Below are 15,848 nucleotides of genomic sequence, written 5' to 3'. Positions count from 1 at the left end.
AACGCGGCGTTCAAGGTTGAAGATATCGTGTGCGAATGGTGACCGTTCGATCCAGTTCATCTCCAACTTCGAGTATCTTAAGCCGAAGGTCTCGGTCTATCGCAGAGCTTTTCAGGTAGTCGTGGACCTGCGTCTGGGCGTCGCCGGCTACCTGCTCTTCGATAAAGTTATTAAGCCAGCCGACCAGAAAGAAGATTTTGCGCTGACGTTTAATCTGGTCGAGCGCGGATAGAGCGGAATGAAGGTAGGGCTCGGTCAGCGTCGTCTGGTTCCAGTAATTGAAGTCTCCGAGGCTGCCTTCAATCCAATCCTCCGGACGTTCAGCGTTGTGCAAGTAGTCGTCGAAGTACAACTTCTTGGTGGAAGCGTCAGGACGAGCGGCCTGCGCGATGTAAGCAAACTTTTTCCGTCGCCAGATGGGTCACGGCGCTCTTCTTCGGCGAGATAGATATTTGCCTCCGGATCACCATAAGCGATAAGGGCTGTCACCAGACGCCACCGATCTTGTTGGCGAAGCTGTACCCCCGGCACCGTGAGTTGCCCGCGGAGGAGTGCCTTTACGTTTACGCGGCCGGATTGGTCCTGGGCGAAGGTGGCGACTTGGCGGAACCAGACGATGCGCATGTCCTGTTTCTCATCGTGAACCATACGGTCTGCAGCAAGTTTGGCAAAGCTGTCGGTCAACTCTGCCTGGACAGACGGGGAGACATAGCGGTGGAGCGCTACCGTTACATGTTGCAAGATGCTGGTGGCGAGGGCCTCATCGTGTTCCGTCGGCAGGCTCTGCAATGCTAATTGCAGATAGTCGATAGGAGGGAGCTTGGCGAGGCGCACCGATGCCCAGAGCGAACCCCAGAGCAAGGATCGGTCGAAGACGTTCCGCATCGTCGAGATATTCTGCATGACGTAAGCGCGGCTGGTATCGTCCAGCAAAAAAGACCATAGCCTTGGTCTCGAGCGTTGGCAAAGACGTAGGCCGGGCATGGTTGTCCTACTGCCGCCGCAACATCCGCGTTGGCGCTGTTCAAACGAATTGCGACCGTGGTCGAGGTTCCGTCGGCATAGCCGAGCATCGCTTCTGAGCTGACAGGCCACAGATAGCCCTGCCCCAGCACGTCATGCTGCGTGACATGGAAACTGTCGATGCGGTCTTTGGCGCAACTCCAGGCGACCTCGATCTGAGGCATGCCGCGATGACGAATCCACATGTCTGCCCACTGTTTGAGTGACTGGCCGGAGACGGCCTCGAAGGCGTAAGTGAGATCGCTCCACTGCGCATTGCTGTATTGGTGTTGATGCAGGTAGAGCTGTAGTCCCTTGCGGAAGTTGTCCTCGCCAAGTACGAAGGCGAGCTGTTTGATGATGCCTGGCGCTTTCGAGTAGACGATGGCGCCATAAGCGGACTTCGCATCTTTAAGATTGGGGATGTCCTGGTAGATAGGGGTCGTACCCTGCGTCTCGTCGATGCCGTAGGCTGCAGGCTTGATGGATTCGTAAAAGCGCTTCCAGACGTTGTCGTTGGGGTGCATTGTGGCGAGAGTCTGATAGGCCATGTACTGTGCAAAGCCTTCTTTGAGCCACAGATCATCGAACCACTTCATAGTGGTGGAGTCGCCGAACCATTGATGTGTGAGTTCGTGCAGGATGATGATGTCGCGGTTGACGATGTTTGTCTGAGTTGGTGCAGTGCGAAAGAGGACAGACTCTTCTCTCAGGAAGGTCGCTCCGGCATGCTCCATACCGCCAAAAGCGAAACCGGGGATGAGAACCATGTCGTACTTCGGAAAGGGAAATGGCTGCGCGAAGTAGGTCGACAGGTGACGCATGCCGTCTGCTGCGATTTGTTGGACGGCAAGGGCTTCGCTCTCTGCAGCTTTGGCTTTGGATTTGCGCACGTAAAGACCGGGAAGTCCATCGACGGGGTGAACCTTGTGAAATGGGCCTGCCGCATACGCGAAGAGATAGGTGCTGATTGGTTCGGTCTCCCCGAAGCTGGTCCTGGTCTGCGCTTCAGGTAGCTTATCGCTTGATACGGGGTTCGTGTTCGAGACGACGGTCCATGCCTCCGGAGCAGTAATCTCAAGGTGGAAGCGGCCCTTGAGGTCGGGTTGATCGAAGCAAGGAAATGCCATGCTCGCATCCATTGGAACGAAGAGGGTATAGATATACTCTGACCCATCGTCGTGATCGTCGAAGCGCGTAATCGCCTTTTCAGCGGCGGCGATATTGGCGCTGAAGTGAACCTCGATATTGTTGAGTCCCACGAGGAGCATCGAAGGCGGCAGAAGAATGTGGCCGTTGCTTTCGGTGACTGGTGTCGAATGTTCGTTGATGGAGAGCGACACGACCTGCCCATCGCGGAAGTCGAGCAGTAGCGGTGAGGCATTATCCTTCAACTGAAAACGTAGGTGCTCGGTTGCCGCGGTAGTCGGAGCGTGTGGTGCCAGCGTATAGGCGAGATCATAGTGCAGATCAGAGACGCGGGCAGCGCGCTCAAGTGCGAGTTCGCGCGGAATGCCGGTGGGCGCAGTGGTGGCAGCAGGGAGGGGGCGGATGCTGCGCCAAGCATAAGGAGGGCGGCGAGAATCATGGGTGCTCCTGAATTCTGTTACTGGGACTGCGGTTGTTTGGAGTGTCGTTAATTCTGTTTCGATGTCTCCGGCGAGGATGTTGCAGGGGCCGCGCCCCAGCCGCCGCCGCCGGGCGTCTCGATACGGATGACATCACCGGCCTTTGCCTCGAGACTGCACTTGCCCGGCAGCTCCCGTGACTCTGTGCCGGAGAGCAAAATCGAACGGCCTGCGGCTCCCGCTTCTCCGCCCACGAGACCATAGGGCCGAAAGATGCGACGGTCGGTGAGCAGAGTGATGCGCGCTGGAGTTGTGACCTCGATCTCGCGGACGATGCCGTCGCCGCCGCGATATTTCCCTGCACCGCCTGAACCGACGCGGTAGGTGTAGGAGCGCACGCGGAAGGGGTAAGCATACTCAAGCGCCTCGATGGGCGTGTTCGAGGAGTTGGTCATGTGCGTGTGAATGCCGGAGACACCATCTGCGGTTGGCCTCGCTCCCATGCCACCCGCGATGGTCTCGTAGTAGGCGAAGGAACGCCCGGTCCGGGGATCGATGCCGCCAATGGTGAGGTTGTTCATGGTGCCGGAGCTTGCCGCTGGGATGCGCTCTGGCAACGCCTGGGAGAGTGCGCGCAGCAGTACGTCGACGATGCGCTGCGAGGTCTCGACATTGCCGCCTGCAACCGGCGCAGGAAGCATTGCATTGACGATGGACCCTGAGGGCGCAACGACAGTGATGGGCCGCATCAAGCCGGCTGTCGCGGGAGCATCCTCCGGCAGCAGGCAGCGGAAGACGTAGTAGACGGCCGAATAGGTGATGGCGAAGACGGCATTAATACTGCTCTCGACCTGTGCGCTCGAGCCGGCGAAGTCGATCTTGACGCTGCGGTCGGGGGCGCTGAACGTGATCGTGGCCTTGATACGAATGGGATCGTTAGCGAAACCGTCGTTGTCGAGAAAGTCTTCTGCACTCACGATTCCGGTTGGCACCTTGGCGAGCTCAGCGCGCATCAGACGTTCGGAATAGTCGAGGAGCTCTACCGAGAGTCTGCGAATGAGAGGCGCACCATACTTCTCGATCAGCTCCTGCAGGCGAGCCTCGCCAACGCGGCAGGCGCCGATCTGACTCATCAGGTCCCCTTCGCGCTCGCCTGGGGTGCGGACGTTATGCAGAATAAGCTGCATTATGGGGCGGTTGAGCTCACCTGCCTGCACAATCTTAACCGGCGGGATACGCAGGCCCTCCTGATAAATCTCGCGGCAGAGGCCCATCGAGCCTGGGTAGAAACCGCCGACATCTGCATGGTGGGCGCGCGCAGCGACATACAGCAACGGAGAAGTCTCGCCTGGAGCAAAGACGGGGAGGACCATCGTAATATCGGGCAGGTGCGTTCCGCCGGTGTAAGGGTCGTTGAGTATAGCGATATCAGCAGCGCCCAGCTCCAGTGCATTGATGGCTGCGCGAACCGACATCGGCATAGAGCCCAGGTGCACAGGCATGTGATCGCCCATCGCAATAACATGTCCCTGACCGTCGAAGACCGCGCAGGAGTAGTCGCGGCGCTCCTTGATATTCGGAGAGAAAGATGTGCGGCGCAGTGCAGCACCGATCTCCTCGGCGACTGAATGGGTTGCGCTTTTGAATATCGCGAGTTCGATCGGGTCGACGTTCGGTGTCCCCAACTCCGCTTCGCCAGGGGCGGCCGTCTCTCCAATAATTAACGACATGGTTCAGTTCACCTCGATTACAAGATTGGCGTACTCATCGACGTGGGCGCGACAGTCAGGCGGAAGCACAGTGGTCGAGCTGTATTCGGTGATGAGTGCGGGTCCGGCAAAGGTATCTCCGGGAGTGAGTAGTTCGCGCTGGTACACCTTACTCTGCCGCCACTCGCCGCTGAAGTGGATGTCGCGCACCTTGAGCACGGCTTGCGAGCCATCTCCTTCGCGTGGTTCCTGGCGAGGCAGCTTTATCTGGCCTGTCTTCGCGGTGAGGCGTACGCGGACATTCACCGCCTCGACTGCCATCGCTGTGTCCGAGTAGCCGTAGCGCTTCCTGTGAGCGTGGTGGAAGTAGTCAAAGATGTTCGCTCCGGCGGGCACATTCAACTCATAGCCCTGGCCGACGTAACGTAGATCGGCGGATCGTACGCCCTCTCCAGTTAGCCCTTCGCTCGCAAGATCTTGTGCGCCACGCTCTTCGAGTTCGGCGAAGTATGGCTCGAGCCGCTGCGGATCGGGGGCATCATAACGGTCCGCGAGTAATCACGAACGACATCGGCCATCAGGATTCCCAGCGCAGAGAGTGCTCCTGGCATACACGGCACAAGCACCCGGGGAATACGCAGCGACTTCGCCAGTGAACAGGCATGAAGCGGACCTGCGCCTCCGAAGCAAACGAGAGTAAACTCCCTTGGATCATAGCCTCGTTCGATGGAGATGACACGGATGGCCTTCTCCATGGCTGTCTCGGCAAGCATCACGATGCCGGTGGCATAGTGCTCCACGCTGGCGAGACTACCGCGCGTACGGTCCATGATTTCGCGTGTTCGTGCGTCGTCAAGGCGTACATTGCCTCCAAGGAACAGGTCGGGATCAAGACGCCCCAAGATGAGGTTGGCGTCGGTCACAGTAGCGTGGTGGCCATGGCCATAGCAGATGGGCCCCGGCACTGAGCCTGCGGACTGGGGACCGACGTGCAGCACTCCGCCTTCGTCGAAGCGTGCGAGCGAACCTCCGCCCGCTCCCACGGTGTGGATGTCGAGCATCGGCACGCTAACTGGAAGCTCGGAGACGACAGATTCGTTGGTTGTCTTTGGTCCTCCCTCGGCGGCGTCCATCAGAGATACGTCGGTCGAGGTCCCCCCCATATCAAAGCCGATAAGCTTTGTGAAGCCTGCGACGCAGGCGATGTGGTAGGCGCCTATGACCCCGCCAGCAGGGCCGGAGAGCACCGTGCGCACAGGCTCACGCGCCGCGAGCGAAGCAGAGACGATGCCGCCCGACGACTGCATGACCTGCACAATGCTTGCAGGGAAGCGGTCGGTAAGCGAACTCTCTAGATCGCGAATATAGCTACTGACCTTCGGAGCCAGATAGGCATTGGTGACCACAGTCGAGCCGCGTTCGTACTCGCGAAATTCAGGCAGAATCTTGTGCGAGATGGAGATGGGAAGTCCAAGCGGTTCTAGCGCTTTAGCGACCAGCTCCTCGTTGTGCGGGTTAACGAAGGAAAAGAGTAGCGATAAGGCGATTGATTCCGCGCCGCTCTCGCGAATCCTTTCGCGTAACTTGCTGAGATGCTCGATGGATGGTGAGCGCAGGATCTCGCCCTCGGCGTTGGTTCGTTCCTCGACGCCGAAACGCAGCGAGGGCGGAACGACACAAGGCATGGGCGAACGGAACCAATCGTATAGGCTGGGCCGCGCCTGCCGGCCTATGGCGATGACATCTTCAAAGCCGATAGTTGTGACGTAGGCGACGCGCGCCCCGCGCCGCTCGAGCATAGCGTTTGTCCCGACCGTTGTACCGTGGCGGATCTCCGGCCTCGCATCCTTGGGCGTCACCTTAAGGACCGCGTCCAAAACCGCTTGACCGGGTTGTTGCGGCGTGGAGAAAAGCTTCAGCACCTTCAACTGCCCCTCTTCGAGATAGACACAGTCAGTGAAGGTGCCGCCGCTGTCAATTGCGATACGCATGCGAAAAACTCCCATCTCCCTATGAAACTCTGGTGAAAGATCTCTGTAACGTTTCAACACAGAGACCGCGAATTTTTATCTCCTCCGGCTGACTTAACCTGGAATATCGATCTTCGACGTCCTTTCGATCGTTCGAAGCACATGGTCGGCCGCGCGTGCTTTGGCTAGCTCCGGCTTGCGTGCACGAATGGCCTTGACGATCTCGTCGTGTTCGTCGACGAGCTCTTGACCGTAGCTCGCCATGGAAATAACGAGATAGAAGTATCGGATAAGCCGTGTTTGCAAATTGGAGGTGACATCGGAGATCAACTCGTTGCCGCTGGCCGCTGCGATCTCCACGTGAAGGTTGCGATTCCACTCGAGAAAGGTCTCGTAGCTTTTCTTCTGCCCTGGGTGGTAAACATAGCCGGCCCACTTTTCAATGCTTTTGATCTGAGCGTCGGTTGCCCTCTCAGCGGCGAGCGCGGCCGCTGAAGGATCGACGATAAGCTGCATTTCATTCAGATTGCGATACTCCTCAATGGTGAGCGGCGCGATGAAATAGCCGCGGAAGGGCACGATCTGTAGCAGCGCCTCTTCCTGAAGCCGATGGCAGGCCTCGCGGACTGGCGTACGGCTGGCCTTATAGCGCGTACACATATCTGACTCTGACACCGAGGCACCCGGCTGCAGATCGCAAGCGATAATGTCGTTTCTCAGTGCGAGATACACACGAACAGCCTCCGTCATAAACCTCCTTAGATCACCGAGAGCTGTATACAGCTTGATCATCCGTCGTCTCGTCAATCTGGTCAAGCAAAAAAAACGCAAAATCTGGTAAATCATTGGCATTTTTGCACTTCAATCACTGTCAAATATTTCTTGACATATTGCATAGGTAAAGTTATAAACGTGCAACCACCGGTGTAAAAATCTAAATAATTCAACGGCTCGGCTGTTCGTTCAGCGGGGATCCGGAGGTGAGATGCGCTCATTTCTGCAAGGCAGGATCTGGTCAATAGTTCTTCTGTCCCTCTTCACAGCCTCGTTCGGTTTACTTTCGCGAGCATACGCCCAGGGTGCGGATGCTGACGTCTCCGGACATGTGATGGACAACTCGGGTGCCGCCATTGTCGCAGCGCACGTGGTCCTGACGAACATGGACACCGGCGTAAGCCGCGAGATCGACTCAACCGATGGAGCGTATCATTTTCAGCCGGTTCTGCCCGGTCACTACAGCCTTATCGTGACCGCAAATGGTTTTTCTCGTAAGGCTGTGACCGACCTCATAGTGACGCTTGGTGGGCACCTGGGCCAAGACATCAGTCTTTCGATTGGCGGCACGTCCGACACCGTCACGGTCGAAGGCTTTTCACCTCAGGTGAATACAGAAAGCAACGAGGTGGGCGGTGGTGTTAGCAACGACCAGATCAACAAACTACCCGTCAACACGCGTCAATACCTCAATCTCGCGTTGCTGATCCCGGGTACCACCCAGGATGCCTCACGGACCTTCTACAACAACGTTCAGATTGGCGGCGGTTCGGCCTTTTATTCGAACGGATTCCAGGTCGACGGCGTCATCAACACCTGGGCCGAAGAGGGCGAGCCACGGCAGAACTTTCCGCAGGGTGCGGTGCAGGAGTTCAACGTCCTCGTCTCGCAATATCCGGCGGAGTATGGGCTTTCGGTCGGCGGCGTCATCACGGTTGCTACCAAAAGCGGCACAAACAAGTTTCATGGAGAAGCTTTTGAGCTCTTCCGGCAAAAGGCTTTGAACCGCCCTACCCCGTTTCAGAGCACGAATCCAAGTTTCCTCCGCAACCAGTTCGGCGCAGATATCGGCGGTCCGATCATTCATGACCGCACTCATTTCTATGCTGCCTATGAACGTACTCAAACTAAGCAGGTGTACACAGTCGCGACGGGACACCCTGAGTTTTACTCCGTAAATGAAGGCAACTTCGATCAGCCCAGCTACGACCAGATGCTTACCGGCCGCATCGACCACCAGATAAATAACCGGCAATTGCTATTCGTTCGCTACGCACAGGAGTGGAACAAGTACACCTTTCAGGGTTGCGGCGGCAATTCGGTCTACGACTGCTACAACGGCCTCATTCCCCGCATCTCGATCGTGGGCGGACACACGTGGACTCTGAATCCAAACTTCGTCAACGAGTTTCACTTCCAGTATGCGAGAGCAGCGTATGAGCTCGGGCCCCCTAGCGCTGCGATCCCGACCAATCCGACATCCTACTCCCGCAGGTACTGGCAGCATTGCAGACCGGCTACCTCTTTCCAAGCTTTAAGTACGGCTTCGCCTACGCAGAGACCGGGGTCGAGTCCCGCTACGAGGTCAATGATGTCCTAAGCTACATCTGGCACAATCACAACTTCCGTACTGGATTCGAGACCAGCTACATCCCCTTCACCGATGGCGGCGCATCGAACTATAACGGTACGTGGACGTTCGGAACCGATCAGAAGTTCGACCCCACCAACCCCGCTACTATTGCTGCGTTGACGAAGCCAACATCTTACTCTCAGACCATTCCGTTTCTCTCCACATATACTCCGACTACTCCGATCGGCGTCTTTGTCGAGGACGAGTGGAAGGTGATCCCCACCCTTACTGCCAACATCGGCATCCGTTGGGAGCGCCAGTTCGGTTCATTTGATGAGCGACTTACCCTGACTCCGGCACAGGCACTTATCCCGTTCCTGGGCAATCCGCACACGCGCGGCGACGACGATAACGTTGCACCGCGCATTGGCCTGGTGTGGGATCCGACCAAGAAGGCGCGCGATGTGATCCGTGCCGGCTACGGCATTTATTACAACAACATTCAGACCCTGCAGAATGTCGGTGAACCGCGCAACCTTCTTAGCTGCAACATCACCATCAACTCGCCCAATTATCCCGATCCATTCAACGGTAAGACGGCGTTGCAGTTCTGCTCGGTGAACAATCCAAATGTAACTATTCTTCCCCAGAACTTCCAGAACCCCTACGCGCAGCAGTTCTCCGTCGGCTACTCGCGGCAGCTCAGCCCAAATCTCGCGCTGCAGGTGGACGGGCTCTACACACACGGATCTCGCGACTATCGCGTCTTCGACCTGAATTACCCGCAGAACTATCCGGTCAGTTCCGTTCGTCCTCAAGCTACTTGGGCGCAGATCAACTCCCACCTGCCGATTGCTTCCAGCAAGTACAAGGCGCTCTTTGTTCATATGGATAAGCGTCTTGCCAACCACTATCTCTATAGTGCCTCCTACACACTGTCTTCGGCGAAGGATAACAATCCGCAGAATATCGTCAGTAATCCGCTCAATCCCGGTCTTGACTGGGGCCCCGGCAGCACGGATCGCCGTCACGCCTTTGTGGGCAGTGTTGCCTATCAGGCGCCATACGGCATTATGCTGAGTGCCATCTACACAGTGCGTTCATCGTTGCCTCTCAGCGCACTGGCATTTACCACCGCGGCAACCTCGCTTACTCCGAATGCCGACTCCACTTCTCAGTACGTACCTGGAACGACACGCAACCAGTTGAATCGCAATATCAGCTTTGCCGCTATCAATGCCTACCGTGCTACGCAGGGGCTTGGTGCCATCTCGGTCAGTCAGTTGCAAAATAGCAACTACCAGAGCTTCGATCTGCGTGTGCTGCGTGACTTCAAGATCCGTGAAACGATGCGGCTCGAGGTTTACGGGCAAGCCTTCAACCTCTTCGGCCACGTCAATTATGTGAACTCGAGTATCACGAACAGCGCGACCTCAAGCACTTTCGGTAGGGCCACCAACGCCACCAATCTGCAACAGGCGGAGCTCGCAGCTCGCTTCGTCTTCTAACCTCAGCCTGGAAGCTCCATGGAGAGCCGAAATTCGGCTCTCTACACTTTTGTCCTTCTTCCTTGAGGGTGTCATGAGGCCAGTATTACGGCGTACCGCGACCACAGGCTTGAGCGTGCTGCTTGCGGCTACGCCGGTAATCTGTAGAGCTCAAGAACCAGACCGGCTGCGCATCGAGAGCTACTTGAAATCGCTGACACCCGTGAACAGCCCTGTCTTCACCGCTGAGCAGGCTAACACACTAGCAGCGTGGCCACTCTCTTGTATGGACCATCCGCAGCCGCCACCGGAGGGCGACCAGTATCTTTGGGACTATGCTTCTAAGCCTCGGCTTGATTCGGACTACGACAAAACGCATGCGTTCTATAGCTGTTACGACTGGCACTCCGCCGTAAACTCTTCCTGGGCGATGGTCGCTTTGCTCAAAGATTTTCCTAATCTTCCATTGGCATCGCTTTTGCATGAGAAGCTGACCGACCACTTAGGACAAAAGAACATCGCTGGCGAAGTAGAGTTCTTTAAAGAGGCCAAGGGATTCGAAAAACCTTACGGTTATGCGTGGCTGCTGAAGCTCTATGCGGAGATCAAGACCTGGAATGATCCTGCCGCCGCGAAGCTCGCTTCGAATCTGCAGCCGCTTGCGGAGCTCTTCTCCGCCAAGTTGATAGAGTTCTTCGATCATCTGCCGTATGCCACGAGGGTTGGCGTACACCCTAACACGGCTCTGTCGATGACACTGGTGCTCGACTATGCCAACACAACTTCCGATACGAAGCTGAAGGATGCGGTGTTGCGTAATGCATCGCGACTCTTCGGCAAAGATGAGCATTGCCCGACGTGGTTTGAGCCAGGTGGTACAGAGTTTCTTTCGCCCTGCCTCGCTGAAGCGCAGCTGATGGCTCATACCATGGATCGTACAGCTTATGCGCACTGGCTCAGCAAATTCCTGCCGCCGTTGTACTCGCCGGAGTTCCAGCCCCTTGTGCAACCGGTAGACATCAGCAGGTTGCAAAATCCGGAGGAGCTCGCCGGAAAGTCTCATCTGATCGGTCTCGCGTTTCACCGGGCCTTTGCCATAGCGGCTATCGCGGATGCGCTGCCTCCGAGCGATCCCCGCGCTGCTGCTCTACGTACGTTGTCCAAGCGAGATGCATCCTCCGGTTTCGCCGCGTTATCCGAGGCGGGCTATATGGGATCTCACTGGCTTGGGACCTACGCCCTTCTTTATCTCCGTGCCAGCCATCATGATCCTCCGACCTACCCGCAGTCGCGATGAAAAGTAAGTCACAGCCGAAGTGAACAGCAAACCATTAGGAGCGCAAGCATGACCGAGTTTCTGCAACGCCGAGCAAGACAGCTCAATCTTCAGCCCCTGCTTTGTGTATTCCTCTTACTGGTAACTCCTGCTCTTTTATCTCAGCTTCCTGCACCCCAAGTGCCTGCTGTGGCAACGTCGCCGGAGAAAACGAGCCTGCTCGAAGACCCATTCCGTCTCGGCGTCATCCTTCAGGACACTAACAGCGACCAGATCGCCGATATTGTCTGTGGACACGTGATCGTGTCTGCATCGCCCTCTGCCGCCGATAATGCAGCTGCTGCCAACCTCGCAGCGCGTCTCGGATATGAGAGCTCCGCGTTCACGCTTCCCCTCGTAATTCAGGGTGGTCCGCGTCCTGTCGCCGGATGTCCCTCGCCGGGCGCAAACTTCTGGGTCGGTCAGACTGCCCTTTCTGCGGAACAGCTCAAGAAGGTCGAGCCTGTGCTTCGCTCCCTAGGTTTGGGCGAGGGTGCTGTGGTCAGCGTCGACGGCGGTCTTGCCTTCATCGCACCGGACCCCGTCGGCCTTCTTGCCGCAGCGAATGGATACGCTGCACGTGCCCCGTTCCTCTGGTCGGTGCCGGGAGACAAGCTTAGCCTGCTTGCGAAGAACGCCAACGCGGCATTTGCCAAGATATTGCCGAAGATCACCATAGAGACGATTGCACTGATCTTCGGAGAAGGAGCTGGCGTGCGACGCGTCATACTCGACGTCGCCGGGACCACCGACGTCGAAGCGGTGCGAAAGACGCTGCATCCTGATGAGGGAACGCCGGTGGCGTTCGGCTCGGTGAAGGAGATTGAGTTGATGATAGGTGAAACGCCGCTGACCATTGCAAACTCCGCTGCACAGAACCGTGCAAGCTCTCTACCATCCTCACCCGAGTTGGCCGACGGAGACAGCCGCTCGCTTGATCTCGCAACGCTATACACGACAAAGGGTCTGCTGACCGGCAGTGCAAAGAAGCCAATTCCGGCAGGCGTCGCGGCAAAGCTCTATCTCCCGGCAGGCTCTCGCGGGGTCGCGCTTGCCAACCTTGCTGCGCGGATGGGGCTTGAGACGACAGGCCTCAGCCTGCCGCTTGCGTTCCCCGATCCAGGTCTGACTTCCTCGCAGATAAAGAGTGAGGCTGTTCTCGTAGAAGGTTCCCCAGCCGCAGACCACCTGAAAGACTTGCTTGCCGCAAAGCCTGGTGTCGATCTCGACAAACTTGTCCCTGGTAGCTTTAAGGCTGCAACCAATGCTGCGCAACTGCCAACTCTCTCAGCGGACGAAGGGGAACTGCGCGTCGTCGAGCATGGCTTTGGCAAGTCCGATGCAATTCTGGTTCGAGGTGACGACTCCGGTGCGGCTGCTGCGCTGAACTATACCTCCAACAATGCTCCGTTTCTGTGGGAGCCTGGCAAACGATTCACTCCGCTTGAAGAGCTACGCGACGATGTCCGGCGATTCTTCTCCGAGCGTTCCTCGATCGGCCAGACGACGGCGGCACTCTACCATCTCGACCAATGGAGCAAGGAATTGGCCAAAACACACCCTGGCAAGTTGGCCAGCGTCTCTGCCGAAATCGATGTGGACGAAGCTGATCCCGGGTTGAAGGCTTATGTCAAAAAGTTCTTGAGTCAGCGACTCCACGCCGACAAAGTCGATGTCGTCACAGGCAATCTTCACGCCGGAATCAAGTGCTGCGCCGACGAGCCCGCACAATATCTTCAGTCCGATCTTATTCCTTTTCATCAAGCGGAGCCTACTTTTGCCGAGGACATTGCTCTGCCGTGGAGGGCACGCGCTTGATCGATGCAGTTACGAAAGCTGCGGCGTCTCTACCCAAAGGGCAGCCGATCGTCGTGCAGGCCGGCGTCAGCGAAAGTCCCGAGCAGCGGCTGAAGCTAACCGCCGACATCAAGACTGTACTCGCCAAGGCTGGGATCGTTGATGTGCAGGTAGAAGTTCTTTGCGCATATAAACAGGGTTACAGTTGGCTGATGGATGATGTCGCGGTCGCGCTCGCGGGTAAGCCGGTGCAGCGCCTGAAGATCGAATTTGCGCCCTACAAAGACCCTACGCAGTCTTCCGCGATGCGGACCGAGGCCCGCTGGGTGCAGGAGCTCTACCCGGTCGATGAGATGTTGGCGAAGAAACTCGATATTCCCCTTGCCAGCGTTGAGCTTTCAAAGATGCCGACTGACGAAGGGCCAACCTATCGCGTGCATGCTTTTACCGCCGATGGCCACGAGATCCTCACGCGTGATTTCAGCATTCACATCGCGCCGCGTCCGTATAGCAAAGAGTTCGCTAACTATGAGCAGGTTCATGTCGAGACCGGATGGCTCGACATCTCTGTAAGTGGCAAACCCATGACGAGCGAGCGCATCGCGACCGACACCGAACTCTTCTGGGACCACTACCAGAACGAAACACTTCCGCGTGTCTTCGCGATCGTCCGCAAACAGAACGAGGGTAAACCCAAGGTGGAGTTCCAGCCTCTCTTCGATACGTTGCGGATCGACATGCACCTCAGCGAGCCTGACTACAGCATCGGCCTCGACCAGGAACGTATCTCATCGCTCGAGTCACTACAGGAAGATGTCCTCTTTGCAACGCAGAACTCGTTCTACATGTTCGGCGACCTCATCTCGACCGCTGCAATGGACTACATGGGCCGCATCCTGCCCGTGGCGCATCTCTCCGAAGAGGGCAAGGATGGGCATGTACGCGTGGAGTTTTACGCGAAGGATGCCTCGCGCCCCCAGGTGCGTCTGGCTTGGCGCGAAAAACAGGACGATCCCGAGCAAGAGCGCGCTCGTGACCTGCCTCTAATCGTCAATATCAGCCCAAGGCTTGTCGGGCTACGCCTGCATGCCGGACATGACTCGCTCGACTCGCTTACTTGGCAGCTTCCGGTTGCGAGCAATGAGGATAAATTTACGGAGTGGCGCAAGCTGGTCACCGAAGATCAACTCGAACGTACTGTCCTATCCGCCCAACAGGGAAGTGCGCAGCTCGATTGGCTTGAGAAGCTGCACGCCGCCGGACTCTACCGCGACTCTCTGTCCTATCTGCATCTGAAGCAGATGAAGGTGGAGTTTTTGCTACCCCTGGAGCTGCACCCGCCCGAACATACCCTGCGCGAGGCGGTCGTTGCGCAGGCAGCTATCGTGCCTCCTGCGCACAGCCGGCCGCAGATCACTGAGGTCACGCCTACGCCGTTGAAGGATGACAAAACCTACGTCCAGTGGGAGCAACCCATTGACGACCACGAAAACGAGCATCTGCTCGCCCGCCTGGCGACCTATCCCGGTGTCGATGTGTATTGGATGGGCCGAAGTTACCTGGGCAACAACATCTGGGCAGGTGACATCATGCTTCCTACACCGTCGCAGCTACGTTCCACAGCAAAGGAGACGACCCTCAAGGCTACGATCGTCTACTCCGGACGCCAGCATGCAAACGAGGTGTCGAGTACCAGCCATATCCAACGTCTCGCCGAAGAGCTTGTAACAAACCCATCCACGCGCGAAGCGCTCAAGAAAGTGAATGTCGTCGTCCATCCCATCACCAATCCTGACGGTGCAGAGCTTGCGATTGACCTCGCCAAAATTACGCCGGACAATATGCTGCACGCCGGTTATCACGCATCGCTGACCGCCGATGTCGTCACCGCCCAGTGGGACGAAGACCCGATCTACCCCGAGTCGCAAACACGCCGGCAACTTTGGAAGGCGTGGCTTCCGGATGCATTTCTAAATCCACACGGTTATCCGTCGCATGAGTGGGTGCAGCCTTTCTCTGAGTACTCCGGCTGGGTCATCCAACGCGATCAGGCTGAGCTGGGCCGTGCATGGTGGATACCCCGCGGCTGGTTCACCAGCCTCAACTACCTTGGCGATGATGAACATGCCGAGAGCAAGACCGTCACTTACGCACTCCGCGATTACATCACCGATTCGGTAGCCAAAGCTCCTGGCGTCCTCGACCTTAGCACTCGCATGAACGCCCGCTACTTCCGCTATGGGCAGCAATGGGACGAGCGCGCCTTCCAGCAGCCAATTTATAAAGGCATCCGCGTTTATATGGCCATGGCGGGAGCGACGCCCACCGCGAAGTCGCCGTCCTTCGAGAGCCGCTTTCCCGATGTGACCTACGACGACGGCTACACCGAAGCACCCGACGAGACCGCGCGTGGACCCTACCTTCATCTCGTCGCGGGTGCTGGTCTGGCGTACGATCATGCTCACCTGAAATATCTGGTCGATGGAAAATTCAAGATCAAACACACGCAACGCGAGTTCTTCGACAACGTCCAATGGACAGTAACCCGCGACCGCCCTGTGCTGATCGATGCTCCTGCCACCCCCGCCGCGCCCGCGTCTCCTGATCCGGCACAATCACCGGCACCATCCACGCTTCACTAAACGCAGCGCGA

Annotated in this window: 11 protein-coding genes and 1 pseudogene; 6 read left to right on the top strand and 6 right to left on the bottom strand. The window is 57.3% G+C overall.

The window, feature by feature from the left end; genetic code table 11:
- The first annotated feature begins 16 nt into the window (after positions 1-16).
- Positions 17-232: a hypothetical protein gene (locus RBB80_RS22260; protein WP_433970088.1), complete on the top strand. Its 216-nt coding sequence runs from the start codon at positions 17-19 to the stop codon at positions 230-232.
- 23 nt (positions 233-255) lie between these two features.
- On the opposite strand, the gene RBB80_RS22255 is transcribed toward RBB80_RS22260, so the two are convergent.
- The 6 genes and pseudogenes from RBB80_RS22255 to RBB80_RS22230 all read right to left on the bottom strand — a co-directional run bounded on the left by RBB80_RS22255 (position 256) and on the right by RBB80_RS22230 (position 6,981).
- Positions 256-885 carry an ERAP1-like C-terminal domain-containing protein gene (locus tag RBB80_RS22255; RefSeq protein ID WP_433964550.1) on the bottom strand — a complete coding sequence of 210 codons (630 nt, stop codon included), beginning with the start codon at positions 883-885 and terminating at the stop codon, positions 256-258.
- Complete coding sequence (locus RBB80_RS22250; protein ID WP_433969814.1) at positions 792-2,471, bottom strand: M1 family metallopeptidase; 1,680 nt, start codon at positions 2,469-2,471, stop codon at positions 792-794. Before RBB80_RS22250 ends, RBB80_RS22255 begins: the two co-directional genes overlap by 94 nt.
- Positions 2,472-2,638: 167 nt before the next feature.
- Positions 2,639-4,300, bottom strand: coding sequence for a hydantoinase B/oxoprolinase family protein (locus tag RBB80_RS22245; protein WP_433964549.1), 1,662 nt, complete (start codon positions 4,298-4,300; stop codon positions 2,639-2,641).
- Between the two features lie 3 nt (positions 4,301-4,303).
- A pseudogene (locus RBB80_RS22240) lies at positions 4,304-4,741 on the bottom strand (hydantoinase/oxoprolinase family protein); the annotation flags it as partial.
- The gene (locus RBB80_RS22235; protein WP_433964548.1) at positions 4,735-6,270 is read right to left on the bottom strand and encodes a hydantoinase/oxoprolinase family protein; all 1,536 of its coding nucleotides are present in this window, start codon (positions 6,268-6,270) and stop codon (positions 4,735-4,737) included. The pseudogene RBB80_RS22240 and the gene RBB80_RS22235, both read right to left, overlap by 7 nt.
- Positions 6,271-6,363: 93 nt before the next feature.
- The gene (locus RBB80_RS22230; RefSeq protein WP_433964547.1) at positions 6,364-6,981 is read right to left on the bottom strand and encodes a GntR family transcriptional regulator; all 618 of its coding nucleotides are present in this window, start codon (positions 6,979-6,981) and stop codon (positions 6,364-6,366) included.
- Positions 6,982-7,234: 253 nt separating this feature from the next.
- On the opposite strand from RBB80_RS22230, the gene RBB80_RS22225 reads away from it, so the two are divergent.
- From RBB80_RS22225 to RBB80_RS22205, 5 genes are all read left to right on the top strand, one after another.
- Complete coding sequence (locus RBB80_RS22225) at positions 7,235-8,623, top strand: carboxypeptidase regulatory-like domain-containing protein (RefSeq protein WP_433964546.1); 1,389 nt, start codon at positions 7,235-7,237, stop codon at positions 8,621-8,623.
- Positions 8,530-10,104, top strand: a complete 1,575-nt coding sequence (locus RBB80_RS22220; RefSeq protein WP_433964545.1) for a TonB-dependent receptor domain-containing protein — start codon at positions 8,530-8,532, stop codon at positions 10,102-10,104. Before RBB80_RS22225 ends, RBB80_RS22220 begins: the two co-directional genes overlap by 94 nt.
- Before the next feature lie 184 nt (positions 10,105-10,288).
- Positions 10,289-11,380 (top strand): DUF2891 family protein, encoded by a 1,092-nt coding sequence (locus RBB80_RS22215; RefSeq protein ID WP_433964544.1) that lies wholly within the window; start codon positions 10,289-10,291, stop codon positions 11,378-11,380.
- Positions 11,381-11,428: 48 nt separating this feature from the next.
- A complete protein-coding gene (locus RBB80_RS22210) occupies positions 11,429-13,216 on the top strand; it encodes a hypothetical protein (RefSeq protein ID WP_433964543.1) in 1,788 nt (595 codons plus the stop codon).
- Positions 13,213-15,837, top strand: coding sequence for a M14 family metallopeptidase (locus RBB80_RS22205; RefSeq protein ID WP_433964542.1), 2,625 nt, complete (start codon positions 13,213-13,215; stop codon positions 15,835-15,837). The genes RBB80_RS22210 and RBB80_RS22205 overlap by 4 nt, the downstream gene beginning before the upstream one ends.
- The last annotated feature ends 11 nt before the right edge of the window (positions 15,838-15,848 follow it).

Origin of the sequence: Tunturiibacter gelidiferens, from assembly GCF_051013345.1 — a bacterium.
GTDB classification, from domain to species: Bacteria; Acidobacteriota; Terriglobia; order Terriglobales; family Acidobacteriaceae; genus Edaphobacter; species Edaphobacter gelidiferens_A.
Note: the sequence above shows the minus strand (reverse complement) of the source record. Positions and strands in the feature narration are given on the sequence as shown.

Bases quoted from the DNA above. Each gene is read 5' to 3' on its own strand.
- RBB80_RS22245 (WP_433964549.1), bottom strand. From the start codon at position 4,300: ATGTCGTTAATTATTGGAGAGACGGCCGCCCCTGGCGAAGCGGAGTTG.
- RBB80_RS22255 (WP_433964550.1), bottom strand. From the start codon at position 885: ATGCGGAACGTCTTCGACCGATCCTTGCTCTGGGGTTCGCTCTGGGCA.
- RBB80_RS22210 (WP_433964543.1), top strand. From the start codon at position 11,429: ATGACCGAGTTTCTGCAACGCCGAGCAAGACAGCTCAATCTTCAGCCC.
- RBB80_RS22225 (WP_433964546.1), top strand. From the start codon at position 7,235: ATGCGCTCATTTCTGCAAGGCAGGATCTGGTCAATAGTTCTTCTGTCC.
- RBB80_RS22235 (WP_433964548.1), bottom strand. From the start codon at position 6,270: ATGCGTATCGCAATTGACAGCGGCGGCACCTTCACTGACTGTGTCTAT.